The sequence below is a fragment of the Ancylobacter aquaticus genome, assembly GCF_004339465.1.
Lineage (GTDB): Bacteria > Pseudomonadota > Alphaproteobacteria > Rhizobiales > Xanthobacteraceae > Ancylobacter > Ancylobacter aquaticus.
This window is the reverse complement of record NZ_SMFY01000003.1, coordinates 181021-198460: the sequence shown is the minus strand read 5'-3', so window position 1 is coordinate 198460 and position 17440 is coordinate 181021. Positions and strand designations below refer to the sequence as shown.

Below are 17440 nucleotides of genomic sequence, written 5' to 3'. Positions count from 1 at the left end.
CACCGCGCCCGCCAGCCGCTATTGCCATCCCCGCGCCCTCAACGCGACGCGCGGCGCGCGGCCTTGCCGAGCATCGAGACTGGGTGCGAATCCAGCGAGGAGCGCCCGGACGTCGTATTAATTTACCGCGCTCTGCCGTGTGTCGGCAGGCGCGACCCCCGCCCTGCCAAGGGTTCCCGGACGTCGGGGAGAATTGACATACGTACATCATGATTGCCCTTGATGCGTAACCGAACTGCGTTACGCTGCGGACAGCCAACGATAAAAGCACAACGGTGGGCCGCTGCGGCGGTCGGGAGGAAAACATGCGGACCATCAAGGGGCCGGGCCTGTTTCTGGCCCAGTTCATCGGGACAGACGCGCCCTTCGACAGCTGGCACAACATCACACGCTGGGCCGCCGAGTGCGGCTATGCCGGCGTGCAGGTGCCGACCAACGACCCGCGCATTCTCGATCTCGACAAGGCCGCCGCCTCGCGCGACTGGTGCTCGGAATGGGCCGGGCAGGGCTCGCAGAACGGGGTCGTCGTCACCGAACTGTCCACCCATTTGCAGGGTCAGCTGGTCGCGGTGCATCCCGCCTATGACGCGATGTTCGACGGTTTCGCGGCACCTGAGGTGCGCGGCAATCCGGCCGCGCGGCAGGAATGGGCGGTCGACCAGATGAAGAAGGCGCTCACCGCCTCGAAGCATCTGGGCCTCACCGCAATGGTCACGTTCTCCGGCGCGCTGGCTTGGCCCTATGTGTACCCGTGGCCGCAGCGCCCGGCCGGGCTGGTGGAAGAGGCGTTCGACGAACTGGCGCGGCGCTGGCGCCCGCTGCTCGACCATGCCGATTCCTGCGGCGTCGACCTCTGCTTCGAGATCCACCCCGGCGAAGATTTGCACGACGGCGACACGTTCGAGATGTTCCTGGAGCGCATCGATAATCACCCGCGCGCGAAAATGCTCTACGACCCCTCGCATTACGTGCTGCAGCAGCTCGATTATCTCGACCATCTCGACATCTATGCCGAACGCATCGGCATGTTCCATGTGAAGGATGCCGAGTTCAACCCGACCGGCCGCAAGGGCGTGTATGGCGGCTACCAGCCTTGGCTGAAGCGCGCCGGCCGCTTCCGCAGCCCGGGCGACGGGCAGGTCGATTTCGGCGCCATCTTCTCCAAATTCGCCGAGATGAATTTCGACGGCTGGGCGGTGGTCGAGTGGGAATGCTGCCTCAAGCACCCCGAGGACGGCGCGCGCGAGGGGGCTGAGTTCGTCAAGAACCACATCATTCGCGTGACCGAGAAGGCGTTCGACGACTTCGCAGCCGGCGCCACCGACCGCGCCGCCAATCGCGCCTTGCTGGGGCTGGACCGATGAGCGGCCCCGTCGCGAAAGCCCCCCTGCGGCTGGGCATGGTCGGCGGCGGCTCGGGCGCCTTCATCGGCGCCGTGCATCGCATCGCCGCCCGGCTCGACGGTGAATTCACCCTCATTGCCGGCGCGCTTTCCTCCACCCCGGAGAAGTCCCGCGCCTCGGCGCAGGCGCTGGGGATCGCCCGCGCCTATGACGACTATCTCGCCATGGCGAAAGGCGAGGCGCGGCGCAAGGACGGCGTCGAGGCGGTGGCCATCGTCACCCCCAACCACATGCATGCCGGCCCGGCCATCGAGTTCCTCAAGCGCGGCATCCACGTCATCTGCGACAAGCCGCTGACCGCGACCATGGCCGAGGCGAAGAAGCTGGCCAAGGTGGCGGAGGCATCCAAGGCGCTGTTCATTCTCACCCACAACTACACCGGCTACCCGATGATCCGGCAGGCCCGCGCCATGGTGGCGGCGCGAGACCTCGGCCGCCTCCGTCTGGTGCAGGTCGAATATGTCCAGGAGTGGCTGACCGAGGCGGCGGAGAAGACCGGCTCCAAGCAGGCGGAATGGCGCACCGACCCGGAACGTTCCGGCGCCGGCGGGGCGACCGGCGATATCGGCACCCATGCCTACAACCTCGCCGGCTTCGTCTCCGGCCTGACGGCGGAAGCGCTGGCGGCGGACCTCCAGACCTTCGTTCCCGGCCGGGCGCTGGACGACAACGCCCATGTGCTGCTGCGCTTTGCGGGCGGCGCACGCGGCATGCTGTGGGCGAGCCAGGTGGCGCCCGGGAACGAGAACGGCCTGCGCCTGCGCCTCTATGGCGACAAGGGCGGGCTGGAATGGGCGCAGGAGGAACCGAACTCCCTCTGGTTCACCCCCTTCGGCGAACCCAAGCGCCGCATCACCCGCAACGGCGCGGGGGCGGGGCCGGAAGCGGGCCGGGTCTCGCGCATTCCGCCCGGCCACCCGGAAGGTTATCTGGAAGGCTTCGCCAACATCTATGCCGAGGCCGCCCGCGCCATCCGCGCCCATCAGGCGGGTGAGCCGGCGCCGGAAGGCGTGATTTACCCGACGCTGGCGGACGGGTTGGCGGGCATGCGATTCGTGGAGGCCTGCGTGCAGTCCTCCCGCCGCAATGCCGGCTGGGTGACGCTATGAGCGCCGCCCCGGAGCGCGTAGACGCCCCGGTGCTCGAACTCGTCGATGTGCGCAAGAGCTTCGGGCCGATCGAGATACTGCACGGCATCGACTTCGCGCTCCACGCCGGCGAGGTGCACGCGCTGATCGGCGAGAACGGCGCCGGCAAGTCGACGATCATGAAAATCCTCGGCGGGTTCCTCGCCCCCACCTCCGGCGCGGTGCGGCTCGACGGCAAGCCCGCACCCTACGCCAGCGGCGCGCAGGCGGAAGCTGTGGGCGTGGTGGTGATCCACCAGGAGTTCAACCTTGCCCCCGACCTCACCGTCACCGAGAACATTTTTCTCGGGCGCGAGCTGGGCGGGCTTTTCCTCGACCATCGGGCGATGCGGGCGGGGACGCAGGCGCTGCTCGATGAACTCGACAGCCCGATCCGTCCGGACAGCCGCATCCGCGACCTGCCCGTTTCCGACCGTCAGATGGTGGAGATCGCCAAGGCGCTCGCCCGCAAGGCGCGGGTGCTGATCATGGATGAGCCTTCGGCCGTGCTCACCCATAAAGAGGTCGAGGTGCTCTTCCGCCAGATCGAGCGGCTGCGGGCGCAGGGCGTGGCGCTGCTCTACACCTCGCATCGGCTGGAGGAGATTACCCGCCTCGCCGACCGCGTCACCGTGCTGCGCGACGGCGCGGTGGTGCGGCAGGCCGGGCGCGGCGAACTGACCGAGGACGGCATGGCCACCGCCATGGTCGGGCGCAAGCTGGAGGACATCTACCCGCCCAAGCGCCACCATGCCGGCGCGGTGGCGCTGGAGGTGCGCGGCTTTTCCGTGCCGCCCCTGGTGAGGGACATTTCCTTCACCCTGCGGCGCGGCGAGGTGCTGGGCATTTCCGGCCTCGTCGGCTCGGGCCGTACCGAGCTCGCGGAAGGGCTGGTAGGCCTTCGCGCCGCTACCGGCGAGATTTTGCGCCATGGCGTGCCCGTGCATGTCGGCTCGGTGCGCGAGGCCGCAGCGCGCGGCATGGCCTACCTCACCGAGGACCGCAAGGAGCACGGGCTCCTGCTCGACAAGAACCTGACGGATAACCTCACCCTCTCCACGCTGGCCCGCTTCGGCACGGTCTTCATCGATTCCGGACGCGAGGAAGCGGCGCTGACACGGGCGATCGGCGAATTCGACATTCGCGCCCCGCGCCGCGACATGAAGGTGGGCAATCTCTCGGGCGGCAACCAGCAGAAGCTGCTGCTCGCCAAGACCATGCTCGGCGACCCCGAAGTGGTGATCATCGACGAGCCGACACGCGGCATCGATGTCGGCACCAAGAGCCAGATCTACGCCTTCATCGACGCGCTCGCCGCCGAGGGGCGCAGCGTCATCGTCATCTCCTCCGACATGCCGGAAATTCTCGGGCTGTCCGACCGTGTGCTGGTGATGCGCCACGGCCGGATCGCCGGCGAGCTGTACGGCGAGCGCCTCACCGAGAACGCCGTGGTGCGCCTCGTCATGGGCACCAACGAACAGACTTCAGGAAGCGCCGCCCATGTCTGACACAACGCGCCCCGACACCGCGCGGGCCGACCTTGCAAAGCAGGCTGCCGCTGCTCCGTCCCTCACCGCGCGCCTGCCGGGCCTCTCCGCGCTCGGCCCGCTGCTGGCGCTCATCCTGCTGGTGGCGCTCGGCGCCTACCTCAACGAGAACTTCCTCTCCGCCGGCAACGTCACCAACGTGCTGGCCCGCTCCGCGTTCATCGGCATGATCGCGGTGGGGATGACCTTCGTCATCACCTCCGGCGGGCTCGACCTCTCGGTCGGCTCGATGGCGGCGTTCATCGCCGGGGTGATGATCCTCGCCATGAACGCGCTGCTACCGACGATGGGCGTCGGCGTGCCGTTGATCCTCGCCGGCATGGCCATCGCCCTCGGCGCCGGGCTGCTGGCCGGGCTCGGCAACGGGCTTCTGGTGACAAAGGCGCGGATCGAGCCGTTCATCGTCACGCTCGGCACCATGGGCATCTTCCGCTCGCTGGTGACGTGGCTGGCCGATGGCGGCACGATCAGCCTCGATTTCGCCGTCCGCCAGCTCTACCGGCCGGTCTATTATTCCGGCCTGTTCGGCATCGCCTGGCCGATCATCGTCTTTGCGCTGGTCGCCATCGCCGGGCAGATCGCCATGCGCCACACGCGCTTCGGCCGCTACTGCGAGGCTATCGGCTCCAATGACAAGGTCGCGCTGTATTCGGCGGTGAATGTCGAGCGCATAAGGTTGATGACCTATGTGCTGCTCGGCCTGCTCGTCGGGCTGGCTACCGTCATGTATGTGCCGCGTCTCGGCTCGGCTTCCGGCACCACGGGCATGCTGTGGGAGCTGGAGGCGATCGCCGCCGTCATCATCGGCGGCACCGCGCTCAAGGGCGGCTATGGCCGGGTGTGGGGCACGGTGATCGGCGTGCTGATCCTCAGCCTGATCGACAACATCCTGATCCTGGCCGACCTCGTCTCGCCCTATCTCAACGGGACGATCCAGGGCGTCATCATCGTGCTCGCGGTGGTTCTCCAGCGCAGCAAATCATCCGCCTGAGAGCGGAAATAACGGGAGGAAACACACATGGAACGCAGGACATTTCTCACCACGGCTGCCATTGGCACCGCCACCGCCGCCGCCGGCCTTTCCCTGCCCGCCATGGCGCAGGGCAAGAAGGCGGTGATCGGCGTCTCGATCCCCTCCGCCACCCACGGCTACATGGGCGGGCTGAACTGGCACGCGCAGCAGGCCATCACGCGGCTGAAGGCGACCTATCCCAACCTCGAATTCGTGCTCGCAACCGCCGGCAATGTCGGCAAGCAGGTCAACGACATCGAGGACATGGTGGCGACCCGCAACATCGACGCACTGGTGGTACTGCCGTTCGAATCCGAGCCGCTGACCAGCCCGGTCAAGGCGGTGAAGGACGCCGGCAAATGGGTGACGGTGGTCGATCGCGGCCTGTCGCAGCCCGGCATCGAGGACCTCTATGTCGCCGGCGACAACACCGCCTTCGGCCGGGTCTCGGGCGAGTACTTCAAGGCCAATCTGAAGTCCGGCGCCAAGATCGTGGTGCTGCGCGGCATCCCGACCACGCTCGACAATGAGCGCGTCGACGCGTTCCAGGCCGCCATTGCCGGCTCGGGGATCGAGATCCTCGACATGCAGCACGGCAACTGGAACCGCGACAAGGCGTTCTCGGTGATGCAGGACTACCTGTCCAAGCACAAGCAGATCGACGCCGTGTGGGCGGCCGATGACGACATGGCGATCGGCGTCATGGAGGCCATCGCCCAGGCCGGCCGGCAGAAGGAGATGTGGATCGTCGGCGGCGCCGGCATGAAGGAGATGATCAAGCGCGTCATGGACAAGGACCCGCAGATTCCGGTCGACGTGTCCTACACCCCGGGGCAGATCGCCACGGCGCTGGAAGTCACCGCGCTGCGCTTCGTCTCCGACACCCCGGTCTATGGCCGCTTCATCATCGGCTCGACACTGATCACGCCGGAGAATGCGGCGCAGTTCTACTTCCCGGACAGCCCGTTCTAAGGGCTCCACCATACGCGCTCCGGAGGGGGCCGCGCGCCCCCTCCTCCTGGCCCGCATAATCTGACGACGCTCCATGACGCTTTTCGACGGCGACGCGCTCGCGCTCGCCCCCCGGCTGATCGGCGTGACGCTGCTGGTCGATGGGGTCGGCGGCGTCATCGTCGAGACCGAGGCCTATCTACGCGACGACCCCGCCTCGCACAGTTTTTCCGGCCCGGGACGGCGCAATGCCGCGATGTTCGGGCCGCCCTTTCACGCCTATGTCTACCGCTCCTACGGCCTGCACTGGTGCTTCAACATCGTGGCGGAAGACCATGGCGCCGTGCTGGTGCGGGCGCTGGCGCCGCTGATCGGGCTGGAGCGCATGACGGCGCGGCGCGGGGGCGCGGCCGGGCTTTGCTCCGGGCCCGGGCGGCTCACCCAGGCGCTCGCCATCACCGGCGCCCTCGATGGCGCCCCGCTCGATGGGCCGCCCTTCGACTGGTGCGACCGCGACGGCACGCCCGACATTGTCAGCGGGCCCCGCATCGGCATCTCGAAGGCCGTGGCTGAACCCTGGCGCTTCGGCCTGCGCGGCTCGCCCTTCCTCAGCCGGCGCTTCGCCTGACCTCCACAGGAATACCCCCGGCCGGTAGCCGGCGAAGCTGACGCGCCGACCGGCGCGAATCCTGACTGCCGTGACGCTCTCGGCGGCAACGAAACCCGGCGCCTCGGGTTAGTGGGACGCCGGATCACACTCACATGCCGAGGGAGCGCACATATGGCACGCAAGGCCAAGGGGGCAGCAGGTTCCACCGCGACGATCCACGACCAGACGCTTTCGCGCGGGAATGGCGGCGAGCTGCATCAGTTCGCGCAAGGCGACACGCCGGTCCTCACCACCGCCCAGGGCGGACCCGTCGCCGACGACCAGAACACGCTGAAGGTCGGCGCGCGCGGCCCGGCCCTCATCGAGGACTTCCACTTCCGCGAGAAGATGTTCCATTTCGACCATGAGCGGATTCCCGAGCGCGTGGTGCACGCCCGCGGCTATGGCGCCCACGGTTATTTCGAGACTTACGAATCGCTGGCCAAATACACCCGCGCCGACCTGTTCCAGCGCCCCGGCGAGAAGACGCCGGCCTTTGTCCGCTTCTCGACAGTGGCGGGTTCCAAGGGCTCCTTCGACCTCGCCCGCGACGTGCGCGGCTTCGCGGTGAAGATCTACACGCAGGAGGGCAACTGGGACCTCGTCGGCAATAACATCCCGGTGTTCTTTATCCAGGACGCCATCAAATTTCCTGATGTCATCCACGCGGTAAAGCCCGAGCCCGACCGCGGCTTCCCGCAGGCGCAGTCGGCGCACGACAATTTCTGGGACTTCATCTCGCTGACCCCGGAATCCATGCACATGATCATGTGGGTCATGTCCGACCGGGCGATCCCGCGCTCCTTCCGCTTCATGGAAGGCTTCGGCGTCCACACCTTCCGCCTCCTCAACGCGAAGGACGAATCCACCTTCGTCAAGTTCATCTGGAAGCCCAAGCTCGGCCTGCAATCCGTCGTCTGGAACGAGGCGGTGAAGATCAACGGCGCCGACCCGGATTTCCATCGGCGCGACCTGTGGGAGGCGATCCAGTCCGGCAATTTCCCGGAATGGGAACTGTGCGTGCAGCTATTCGACCAGAAGTTTGCCGACAGCTTCGATTTCGATTTGCTCGACCCCACCAAGCTGATCCCCGAGGAGATCATCAAGCCGGTGCCCGTCGGCCGGCTGGTGCTGGACCGGATGCCGGATAATTTCTTCGCCGAGACCGAGCAGGTGGCGTTCATGACCCAGAACGTGCCGCCGGGCATCGACTTCTCCAACGACCCGCTGCTGCAGGGCCGCAACTTCTCCTATCTCGACACCCAGCTGAAGCGCCTCGGCAGCCCGAACTTCACCCATATCCCGATCAACGCGCCCAAATGCCCCTTCGCGCATTTCCAGCAGGACGGGCATATGGCGATGCGCAACCCGGTGGGGCGCACCAACTACCAGCCCAATTCGCGCGGCGAAGGCCCGCGCCCCGACCCGGCGCGCGGCTTCCGCTCCTTTGCCGAAGAGATCGACGCGCCGAAGGTGCGGCTGCGGCCCGAGAGCTTCGCCGACCATTACAGCCAGGCGCGGCAGTTCTTCAACAGCCAGACCGGGCCGGAGCAGAAGCACATCGCCATGGCACTGACCTTCGAGCTGAGCAAGGTAGAGGACGTGGTCATTCGCGAGCGGATGGTGGCGCATCTGCTCAACATCGACGAGGCGCTGGGCGCCACGGTGGCCGACAAGCTCGGCATCGAGAAGCTGCCCAAGCCCGCCGACGCGGCCGTGACCCCGCGTGACGACCTGCCGGCCTCGCCCGCGCTCAGTATCATCGAGAACGGGCCGAAGAGCTTCAAGGGCCGCAAGGTGGGCGTTCTGGTCAGTAATGGCTGCGACGGGAAGCTGCTGAAGGCACTGCAAGAAGCGCTGGCGGCGGAAGGGGCGACGATGGAGCTGGTGGCGCCCAAGGTCGGCGGCGTAGAGACCGCCGACGGCAGCAAGCTTCCGGCCCATCACATGATCGACGGCGGGCCCTCCGTGCTGTTCGACGCGGTGGCGCTCTTGCTGTCCGAGGAAGGGGCCGAGCGGCTCGCCGGCGAGGCGGCGGCGCGCGATTTCGTGGCGGACGCCTTCGCCCACTGCAAGTTCATCGGCTTCACCGCCGCCGCCGTGCCGCTGATGGCCAAGGCCGGCGTCGCTCCGGATGAAGACGAGGGGCTGATCGCGCTAAAGGATGGCGCGTCGGTCGACGCCTTCATCGAAAGCTGCCGATCGCTGCGCCTGTGGGCGCGGGAAGGTGCCGTCAAACTTTGAGGAAAAGCGCACCGGGGCGGACCGTGACGGAAGCGTTTCGCCCCGGTGACGCGTGCGACCCATGAAGATCGCCACTTTCAACGTCAACGGCATCAATGGCCGCCTGCCGGTGCTGCTGCGCTGGCTGGAGGAGGCGCGCCCGGATGTCGTGTGCCTGCAGGAGCTGAAAGCGCCGGACGCGCGCTTTCCGATCCGCGCCATCGAGCAGGCCGGCTATGGCGCCATCTGGCACGGCCAGAAAAGCTGGAACGGCGTCGCCATCCTTGCCCGGGGGCGCGAGCCCATCGAGACAAGGCGCGGACTGCCGGGCGATCCTGACGACGCGCAGGCCCGCTATATCGAGGCGGCGGTCGAGGGCATGGTGATCGCCTGCCTCTATCTGCCGAACGGCAATCCCGCGCCGGGGGCCAAGCTCGACTACAAGCTGCGCTGGTTCGCGCGGCTGGCGGCGCATGCGGCGGAACTGCTGGCGCTCGACGTGCCGGTGATCCTCGCCGGCGACTACAATGTCATGCCTACCGCGCTCGACGTCTACAAGCCCGAGCGCTGGGTCGACGACGCGCTGTTCCGGCCCGAGGTGCGAGCAGCGTTTCACGCGCTGGCCGCGCAGGGCTGGACCGATGCGCTGCGCGCTCTGCACCCGGAGGCGCGGCTCTATACCTTCTGGGATTATCTCCGCCACGCCTTCGAGCGCGACGCCGGGCTGCGGCTCGATCATCTGCTGCTCAGCCCGACCGTTGCGCCCCGCTTGATCGCCGCCGGCGTCGACCGCGCCGTGCGCGGGTGGGAGAAGGCGAGCGACCACGCCCCGGTCTGGATCGAGCTGGCGCCCGCCCGCCCGGCCCGGCGGAAAGCCGCGCGCTCGAGTGCGATCCGATCAGATTGAATCAATCAGATCGCCAAATCGCCCTCCAACTCCAAGAGTGAGCACGCGCCGCTCATTTCAACCCGTCGAGATGACTGCGGATATGCGCCGCTTCGGCGGGCGTGGTGGCGAGGCTGATCGCGGTCATGAAGCCCTCGCGCGCCTCCCTCGTGCGGCCGAGTTGCATCAGCAGCGCACCGCGCAGGCCGTGATAGTGGAAGTAGCCCCCCAGCCGGTCGCCCAGCGGTTCCACCATCGCGAGCGCCGCTTCCGGCCCGCGCAGCTTGGAGATCGCCACCGCGCGGTTGAGCGTCACCACCGGCGAAGGTTGCAGGATTTCCAGCGTGCCATAGAGAAGATCGATCTGCGCCCAGTCGGTGTCCTCCGGCTTTTCCGCCCGCGCGTGCAGCGCCGCGATCGCCGCCTGCACCTGATAAGGGCCGGGCCGGCGGTGGCGCATCGCCTTGTCGAGAAGCGCGAGCCCTTCGGCAATCATCGCACGGTTCCACTGGGCGCGGTCCTGCCGGTCGAGCAGGATGACCGCGCCGTCAGTGTCGAACCGGGCGGCGGCGCGGGCATGTTGCAGCAGCATGAGCGCGGCAAGGCCCATGATCTCCGGCTCGGCCGGGAACAGCCGCAGCAGCAGCCGGGCGAGGCGGATCGCCTCCTCGCACAGCGGCTCGCGGGCCTGCGTCTGGTCGCCGGCGGCGGAATAGCCCTCGTTGAAGACGAGGTAGAGCATGGCCGCGACCACGCCGAGCCGCTCCGCCCGCTCCACCGGGCCGGGCGGCTCGAAGGGCACCCCGCCCTCCCCGCTTTGCGCACGGGCGATGCGGGCCTTGGCCCGAGTGATGCGCTGTTCCATCGCCGCCTCGCTGACCAGGAAGGCGCGGGCGATCTGGCCGATGGAGAGCCCGGAGACGATCCGCAAGGCGAGCGCGATCTGCTGCGTCGCCGGCAGTTCGGGATGGCAGCAGATGAACAGGAGGCGCAGCACGTCGTCGCGGTAATGCGCGCCATCCATGCGTGCGACGACGTCCGCCTCGGCGTCTTCGGTGTCGGAAAGGATTTCTTCCGGCGGCAGCTCGGTCTGCCTCGCCCGACGGCGCACGCTATCGAGCGCGACATTGCGGCCAACGAAGATGAGCCAGGCGGCCGGGTCGCGCGGCGGGCCGTTCTGCGGCCAGGTCCGCAGCGCCCGCAGGCACGCCTCCTGGAAGGCTTCCTCGGCGAGGTCGAGGTCGCGGAAATAGCGCAGCAGCGCCGCCAGAGCCTGCGGGCGCGCGGCCGTGAGCGTGGTGCCGATCGCGCGCGCCTCGTCCATCAGGGCCGCGCGCCGCCATCGACGAACAGGCCGACCGGGCGGATCTCATAGGAGCCACCGGGATTGGCGGCGCCGAGTTCGCGCGCGATGCCGAGCGCCTCCTCCAGATCGGCGCAGTCGAGGAGGTAGAAGCCCAGCAGCTGCTCCTTGGTCTCGGCGAAGGGGCCGTCGAGCACCAGAGGCGGGTCCTGGTCCTTGCGCAGCGTGGTGGCGGCGGTTGTCGGCAGCAGCCGCGCCACCGGCCCGAGCTTGCCCGCCTTGGCGAGCCGCTCCTGCACCACGGCGAGTTTCTGCATCACCGCGTCGTCCTCTTCCTTGGTCCAGGCGCAGACGACGTCTTCCTGGTGGTAGCAGAGCAGGGCGTAGAACATGGAAGGACCTTTCGCGAGGGAGGGATCAGCCGCCGCTGATCGCGGTGATGACGAACACGTCGGCGCCGGGCGTGAGCGGGGTTGCGAGTCGCGCACGCCTCCCGTCGACGAAGACGTTGATATGGCGCCTTATCGCCGGCGTCTCGTCGCAGATGCGCTCGCGCATGCCGGGCCAGAGCGCGTCGAGCCCCTCCACCATTTCCGCGACGCTGGCAGCATGAAGCGGCACCAGCCGGTCGGCGCCGGGAAACAGCACGACGAGATGCGCCGGCAGGCGCACGAGGACGGGTGCGGGCCGCGCCGCCTCCATCTTCTCGCCAGCCTCGTCCATGGCCTTCACCGCTCCAGTACCAGCGTCTCGACCGAGGTGATGGTCGGCAGGTGCGGCGCTACGCAGTCCCAGCTCGCACCCTCGTCGGCGCTGGCGTAGAGGCCGCCGGCATTGCTGCCGAAATACACCCCGGCCGGTTCCAGCGTGTCGGTCGCCATGGCCTGGCGCAGTACGTTGAAATAGGCGCCACCCTGCGGCAGGCCGGTGCGGTTCGCCTGCCAGCTGGCGCCGGCATCGCGCGTGCGCCAGACAGCAGCGTTGCCCTCCGGCATGAAGCGCCCCTTGATGTCGCCGTTCAGCGGAATGAGGTAGAGGCCATCGGGGTCGTGCGGATGCACCGCCGCCGGGAAGCCGAAGGAGGAGGGCAGGCCCTCTTCGATGCTCTCCCAGCTGCGGCCGCCATCGTCGGAACGGTACATGCCGCAATGGTTCTGCTGGTAGAGCCGGCCGCGCCGGCCCGGCGCCATGACGAGGCAGTGCACGCACTGGCCGAATTCGGGATAATTCTGCCCCTCCGGCATGAAGTCGGCGCGGGTGCCGCGATTGCGGGCCTCCCAGGTGGCGCCGCCATCCTCGCTGGCGAACACCCCGGCGGCCGAGATGCCAACCCAGATCTTGTTCGGGTCGGACGGGTCGAGCACCAGCGAATGCAGGATCAGCCCGGCGCCGCCGGGGTTCCATTCCGGCCGGCTCGGGTGTTTCTGCAGCCCGTCGACATGGCTCCAGCTCTCCCCGCCATCGGTGCTGCGGAAAAGCCCCGCCGGCTCCACCCCGGCATAGAGTGTGCCGTCCGCGCCCGCGGCGAGGCTCCACACCGCCTTCACCGGCGCCTGCCCGGCCTCATAGGCGAGGCCCTGGCTCGAATGGGTCCAGCTCGCGCCGAGATCGGTCGACTTCCACACCGCCGGGCCGAACCATTCATTGCCGCCGCCGGCATAGAGCGTGCCGCTCAATGGGTCAGCGATCACATGATTGGTCGGCCATGTCTCGCAGAACGGCCCGCGCAGCTGCCAGGAGCGGCGGGCCGCGTCGCTCTCAAGCACAAAGGCGCCCTTGCGGGTGCCGACCAGAACGAAAACCTGCCGTGCCATCGTCCCCTCCCCTCACTTGACCGCCACCACGACCAGCCACGACACGCCGAAACGGTCGACCAGCGAGCCGAAGGCCGGGGCGAAGAAGGTGGGGCCGAGCGGCATCGTCACCTCGCCGCCCTCGGCAAGCGCGGCGAACCGCGTCTCGGCCTCTTCCTTTGTCGCGACCGAGAGCGCCAGCGAGACGCCGGCAAACCCCGCAGCGTCCGACTGGGAGCCATCCGAGGCCATCAGCTCGGCCTCGCCGACGCGGAAGCTGGCATGCATCACCTTGTCGTCCCAACCGTCCGGCACCATGCCGGGCGGCGGGGCCTCCGGCGCCTCGCCAAAACGCATCAACGCGGTCACTTCCGCGCCGATCGCCTGCGTGTAATAGGCGAGTGCCTCCTCGGTGCGGCCGTTGAACATCAGGTAAGCCTGCACGTTCATCGTGGTTCTCCCTTTGACTGCCCTCTAGGCCCCAAGGACGATGGACGGGGCGCGGAACCGACAGCGCCACGAAAAAAATCTTCGGTCGGTGTCGGGGCCGGCAAGGGCCATTCGTCCTTTGGCACGACCCACATTCAGGAGGCTCAATCGCCATGCCCAGCACGATACGCCTGCACCGCGTCCTCGCAACCCGCCCGGAAAAGGTCTATCGCGCCTTCATCGAGGCGGACGCGCTGGCCAAATGGCTTCCGCCGAACGGCTTTGTCTGCACGGTGCATCATCTCGACGCCCGCGTCGGCGGCACGTTCCGCATGGCGTTTCGCAACTTCACGACCGACGCCAGCCACACTTTCGGCGGCACCTATCTGGAGCTGAGCCCCGGAAAGAGCCTGCGCTACAACGACCGCTTCGACGATCCCGCCCTTCCCGGCGACATGCTGGTGAGCGTGACCTTGAAAGAGGTCTCGGTCGGCACCGAACTGGACATCGTGCAGGAAGGCATACCCGACCTCATTCCGCCCGAGGCCTGTTATCTCGGCTGGCAGGACTCACTGAAGAATCTCGCGCAGCTGGTCGAGCCGGAACTCCGCGAATAGCGTTGGCCGGCGCGCGGGTCTCTGGCGGGGTCAGCGCGCCGTCGACACCTCGACATCGCCATTGAGCCGGGCGCAGCAGGCGAGGATATAGCCCTGGCGCTCCTCGCGAGCGGAAAGGCCGCCCTTGTGGATCATCGCCACCTCGCCGCCGAGCTTCCTCACCCGGCAGGTGCCGCACATGCCCTCGCCGCAGCCGGTGGGGATGACGAGGCCGCCGGCCCGCGCGGCGGCCAGGACGGTCTGCCCCGGCGTGGCCGGAAAGTGGCGCCCGTCAATGGTCAGCCGGAGTCCCGGCGCCGGGGCGGGCACTTCGGCGACCGCGAGAGGCACGACCGCGTCGGCCAGGGTTCTGGCGGCGCCGAAGCTTTCGGTGTGGAAGCGCGCCTCCTCGCCGCCTTCGGCGTCGAAAATGCGCCCGATCGCGGCCATGAAGCCGCCCGGCCCGCAGCAGAACACCTCGCGCCGGGCGAGGTCCGGCACCATCAGCGCCATGCTCCGCCGGTCGATGGTGCCGCGAAACCCGGCCCAGCTCTGGCCGGCGGGAACATCGGCGACGGAGGTGACGATCCGCAGGCTCGGCATCTGCCGGTCCAGCGCCGCCAGTTCGTCGGCGAACAGCACATCGGCGGGGGTCCGCGCGGCGTGAAGGAACACCACGTCCACGCTCTCGCCGCGATCCGCCAGCCAGCGCAGCATCGACATCATGGGGGTGATGCCGCTGCCGCCCGACACCAGCGCGAAAGCGGGGGCGTGATGATGGGCGAGCGAGAACCGCCCGACCGGCCCGCGCGCCGTGATCTCGGTGCCGGGGATCAGCGCCTCATGCATCCAGCGCGTCGCATGTCCGCCTGGGGCCGCCTTGACGGTGATCTCCACCACGTCCGGCCGGGTCGGCGTGGAGGCGATGGTAAAGCTGCGCCACGCCGTCTCCCCCGGCAGCGGCAGGGCGAGCGCCAGCGCCTGCCCGGGCAGGTGCTTCACCGGCTGGCCGCCGACCTCGCGGAAGGCGAAGGTGACGACATCGGCCGTCTCCTGCCGCCGCCCGACGCAGGCGAGCCGCAGATCGCGCGGTGTCATTACTCGGCCGCCACCCGCAGCCCCGGCGCGCCGGGCGGCAGATGCGCCGCCAGCGTCGCCATGTACCAGCGATTGAAATCAAGGATCATGAACTCGCCGGCGGGCGAATAGGGGCCGGGCTCATAGGCGTCCGACCGAACGCCGAGGAAGTTCTGCTCGGCCAGGTGCTGGTCCTGCTGGTTGGTGATCTGCCAGACTTCCTTGAGCCGATCCACGTCGTAATCCCATCCCTCGATGGCGTCCTCGTGCACCAACCAGGTGGTGCGCACCTCAGTCTCCATCGGCCCGCGGGGCAGCACGCGGAAATGGATGATGTGGTCGGAGAGGAAGTGGTTCCAGTTGTTCGGCACATGGAACATCCGCACCGAGCCGAGATCGCGCTCGGTGAGGTCGCCGACCAGCTTCTTGCAGGCCGGCTTGCCGTCCATGGTCATCGAGGTCACGCCCTCGTTGAAAGGCAGGCGGATGCAGCGGAACTCGATGCCGCCATCGGCCGGCCGGTGGGGCAGGCCGAGCGCGTCCCATTCCTGCGCCTTGCGCAGCATCAGCTCGCTGAACCAGTGGGTGCGGGTGTCGTTGGGCAGCGCCGCCTCGACCAGCGAGACCAGAAGCTCCGGGTGATTACCGGCGCAGTGGTAGCACTCGCGGTTGTTCTCGATGACCAGCTTCCAGTTGGCCTTCTCGATCAGCACCGATTCAAACGCCACCTTGGTGCGCGCCGGCTGGTGCGGCGCGATGTAGGGCGTAACGGTCCGCTTGAAATGATCGAGATCGGGCGGGGCCTCGGCGAGGCAGATATAGATCAGGCCGGCCACATTGGCGGCATGCACCGGCTTGAGCGAATAGCGGCGCGGGTCGAAATCCTCCGGCATCTGGGTGGCGGAGAGCAGTGTGCCGTCGAGGTCGTAGGTCCACTGGTGATAGGGGCAGACCAGCCGTCCCACCGTGCCCTTGTGCTCCTGGCAGACGCGCGAGCCACGGTGCCGGCAGGTGTTGTGGAAGGCCTGCACCTCGCCATTGTCGTCGCGGACGATGATGATGGAGTTGCGGCCCACCTCCAGCGTGAGGTAGTCGCCCGGCTCCTTCACCTCGCACTCATTGCACGCGAACAGCCATTGCGTGCCGAAGATGGCCTTCATCTCCATCTCGAAGACATCGGCATCGTAATAGAGCGGCCCCGGCAGGCTGAAGCCCGTCCGGTACTGGGCCATCAGTTCCGCCACATTCTCGCTCGCGCTCATTGTCGGCTCCCGGCATGCGAGACGCGAGTATCCTACGGTTTCGCCGTCAGGTCGGTCCCGAATGCGACAGCCGGCGACAAGGAGGCGACGTCGCTGCCAGTCGGCAGCGATGGGGAGGCGACGTCGCTGCCCGCCGGCGGCGACAAGGAGGTAACGTCGCTGCCCGCCGGTCCCGCCTGCCCCTCCGCCTGCGGGCCCTGCCGCCGGCCGGCGCGTTCGCGCAGTTCGCTCGGGCGCATGCCATGCAGGCGCTTGAACCACTGGCTGAGATGCGAGGTGGAGGCGAAGCCGACGGCCACCGCGATCTCCAGGATCGGCTGGCTGGTATAGATGAGCAGCTCGCGCGCCCGGTCGACTCGCAGCGAGAGATAATAGCGCGCCGGCGTCATGCCGAGATGCTGGCTGAACAGCCGCTCCAGCTGGCGCGGACTGAGGCCCGCCGCCTGCGCCAGCTCGCCGACACTGACCGGCGCTTCCAGATGGCGCTGCATGGTCTGCACGGTGCGCTGCAGCGGGGCGGGAAGGCTGCCCACCCGCCGCAGCCGGCCGCCGCGCTGCTCGTCATTGGCGTCGCGGATGCGCTCGTGGTGGAACTGGTTGGCGACGCGCTGGGCGAGGTCGGGATCATACCGATCGGCGATGACGTGCAGCATCATGTCCATCGCCGCCGTGCCGCCCGAGCAGGTCATCCGGTCACGGTCGATCTCGTAGATCTTGCCGGTGGCGATCACCTTGGGAAAATCCTCCTCGAAGGCGGCGCCGTTCTCCCAATGGATGGTGCAGCGATAGCCGTCGAGCAGCCCGGCCCAGGCGAGAAGATAGCTGCCGGTGGAGAGCGAGCCCACCGCGATGCCGCGCCGTGCCGCGCCGCGCAGCACGGCGAGGTAGCGCTTCACGTCATCAGGCGCGATCCGCATGCCGCCGCAAACGAAAATGGCATGCGAGCCTTCCAGCGCCTGCGCCACCGGGGCGGCGTCGAGCCTTATGCCGTTGGAGGCGACCACAGGCTCGCCATCTATGCTGCACAGCCGCCAGCGGAAAACTTCGCGTCCGATCAGCCGGTTGGCCGAGCGCAGCGGCTCGATGGCCGAGGACAGGCTCATCAGCGAGAGGTTCTCGATCAGCAGGAAGCTGAACGTCAGAGGTTCGGTGACCTCGTCGTAGAACATGTGGACCCCGGGG

17 protein-coding genes are annotated in these 17440 nt (G+C 68.1%); 9 read left to right on the top strand and 8 right to left on the bottom strand.

The window, feature by feature from the left end; translation table 11 throughout:
- Window positions 1–305 precede the first annotated feature (305 nt).
- From EV667_RS16925 to xth, 8 genes are all read left to right on the top strand, one after another.
- A complete protein-coding gene (locus tag EV667_RS16925) occupies window positions 306–1364 on the top strand; it encodes a sugar phosphate isomerase/epimerase family protein (protein WP_131836523.1) in 1059 nt (352 codons plus the stop codon).
- The gene (locus tag EV667_RS16920; RefSeq protein ID WP_207907788.1) at window positions 1361–2512 is read left to right on the top strand and encodes a Gfo/Idh/MocA family protein; all 1152 of its coding nucleotides are present in this window, start codon (window positions 1361–1363) and stop codon (window positions 2510–2512) included. Before EV667_RS16925 ends, EV667_RS16920 begins: the two co-directional genes overlap by 4 nt.
- Complete coding sequence (locus tag EV667_RS16915; protein ID WP_131836522.1) at window positions 2509–4038, top strand: sugar ABC transporter ATP-binding protein; 1530 nt, start codon at window positions 2509–2511, stop codon at window positions 4036–4038. Before EV667_RS16920 ends, EV667_RS16915 begins: the two co-directional genes overlap by 4 nt.
- Window positions 4031–5068 carry an ABC transporter permease gene (locus EV667_RS16910; RefSeq protein ID WP_165901638.1) on the top strand — a complete coding sequence of 346 codons (1038 nt, stop codon included), beginning with the start codon at window positions 4031–4033 and terminating at the stop codon, window positions 5066–5068. Before EV667_RS16915 ends, EV667_RS16910 begins: the two co-directional genes overlap by 8 nt.
- Window positions 5069–5095: 27 nt before the next feature.
- A complete protein-coding gene (locus EV667_RS16905) occupies window positions 5096–6061 on the top strand; it encodes an ABC transporter substrate-binding protein (RefSeq protein WP_131836521.1) in 966 nt (321 codons plus the stop codon).
- A 73-nt stretch (window positions 6062–6134) separates the two neighbouring features.
- Complete coding sequence (locus EV667_RS16900) at window positions 6135–6668, top strand: DNA-3-methyladenine glycosylase (RefSeq protein ID WP_131836520.1); 534 nt, start codon at window positions 6135–6137, stop codon at window positions 6666–6668.
- 153 nt (window positions 6669–6821) lie between these two features.
- A complete protein-coding gene (gene katE / locus EV667_RS16895) occupies window positions 6822–8933 on the top strand; it encodes a catalase (protein ID WP_131836519.1) in 2112 nt (703 codons plus the stop codon).
- A gap of 61 nt (window positions 8934–8994) precedes the next feature.
- A complete protein-coding gene (gene xth / locus EV667_RS16890) occupies window positions 8995–9819 on the top strand; it encodes an exodeoxyribonuclease III (protein WP_131836518.1) in 825 nt (274 codons plus the stop codon).
- A 52-nt stretch (window positions 9820–9871) separates the two neighbouring features.
- Here xth and EV667_RS16885 read toward each other — a convergent pair whose 3' ends face one another.
- The 5 genes from EV667_RS16885 to EV667_RS16865 are packed head-to-tail and all read right to left on the bottom strand — an operon-like array spanning window position 9872 to window position 13344.
- Entirely contained in the window at window positions 9872–11122 is a 1251-nt protein-coding gene (locus tag EV667_RS16885; protein ID WP_131836517.1) for an RNA polymerase sigma factor, read from the bottom strand.
- The gene (locus EV667_RS16880; protein ID WP_131836516.1) at window positions 11122–11493 is read right to left on the bottom strand and encodes a YciI family protein; all 372 of its coding nucleotides are present in this window, start codon (window positions 11491–11493) and stop codon (window positions 11122–11124) included. The genes EV667_RS16885 and EV667_RS16880 overlap by 1 nt, the downstream gene beginning before the upstream one ends.
- Window positions 11494–11518: 25 nt before the next feature.
- Window positions 11519–11824, bottom strand: a complete 306-nt coding sequence (locus EV667_RS16875) for a ubiquitin family protein (RefSeq protein ID WP_131836515.1) — start codon at window positions 11822–11824, stop codon at window positions 11519–11521.
- A 5-nt stretch (window positions 11825–11829) separates the two neighbouring features.
- Complete coding sequence (locus tag EV667_RS16870; protein WP_131836514.1) at window positions 11830–12915, bottom strand: WD40/YVTN/BNR-like repeat-containing protein; 1086 nt, start codon at window positions 12913–12915, stop codon at window positions 11830–11832.
- Between the two features lie 12 nt (window positions 12916–12927).
- A complete protein-coding gene (locus tag EV667_RS16865) occupies window positions 12928–13344 on the bottom strand; it encodes a VOC family protein (protein WP_131836513.1) in 417 nt (138 codons plus the stop codon).
- 152 nt (window positions 13345–13496) lie between these two features.
- Here EV667_RS16865 and EV667_RS16860 point away from each other — a divergent pair, with 152 nt between their 5' ends.
- Window positions 13497–13940 (top strand): SRPBCC family protein, encoded by a 444-nt coding sequence (locus tag EV667_RS16860; RefSeq protein ID WP_131836512.1) that lies wholly within the window; start codon window positions 13497–13499, stop codon window positions 13938–13940.
- 30 nt (window positions 13941–13970) lie between these two features.
- Here the strand turns inward: EV667_RS16860 and EV667_RS16855 are convergent, their stop codons facing one another.
- Genes EV667_RS16855 through EV667_RS16845 form a run of 3 tightly spaced genes read right to left on the bottom strand, consistent with a single transcriptional unit; the run spans window position 13971 to window position 17427 of the window.
- A complete protein-coding gene (locus tag EV667_RS16855) occupies window positions 13971–15017 on the bottom strand; it encodes an FAD-binding oxidoreductase (RefSeq protein WP_131836511.1) in 1047 nt (348 codons plus the stop codon).
- Window positions 15017–16258 (bottom strand): aromatic ring-hydroxylating oxygenase subunit alpha, encoded by a 1242-nt coding sequence (locus EV667_RS16850; protein ID WP_131836510.1) that lies wholly within the window; start codon window positions 16256–16258, stop codon window positions 15017–15019. The genes EV667_RS16855 and EV667_RS16850 overlap by 1 nt, the downstream gene beginning before the upstream one ends.
- Window positions 16259–16290: 32 nt before the next feature.
- Window positions 16291–17427, bottom strand: coding sequence for a GlxA family transcriptional regulator (locus tag EV667_RS16845; protein ID WP_207907787.1), 1137 nt, complete (start codon window positions 17425–17427; stop codon window positions 16291–16293).
- Window positions 17428–17440: the final 13 nt, after the last annotated feature.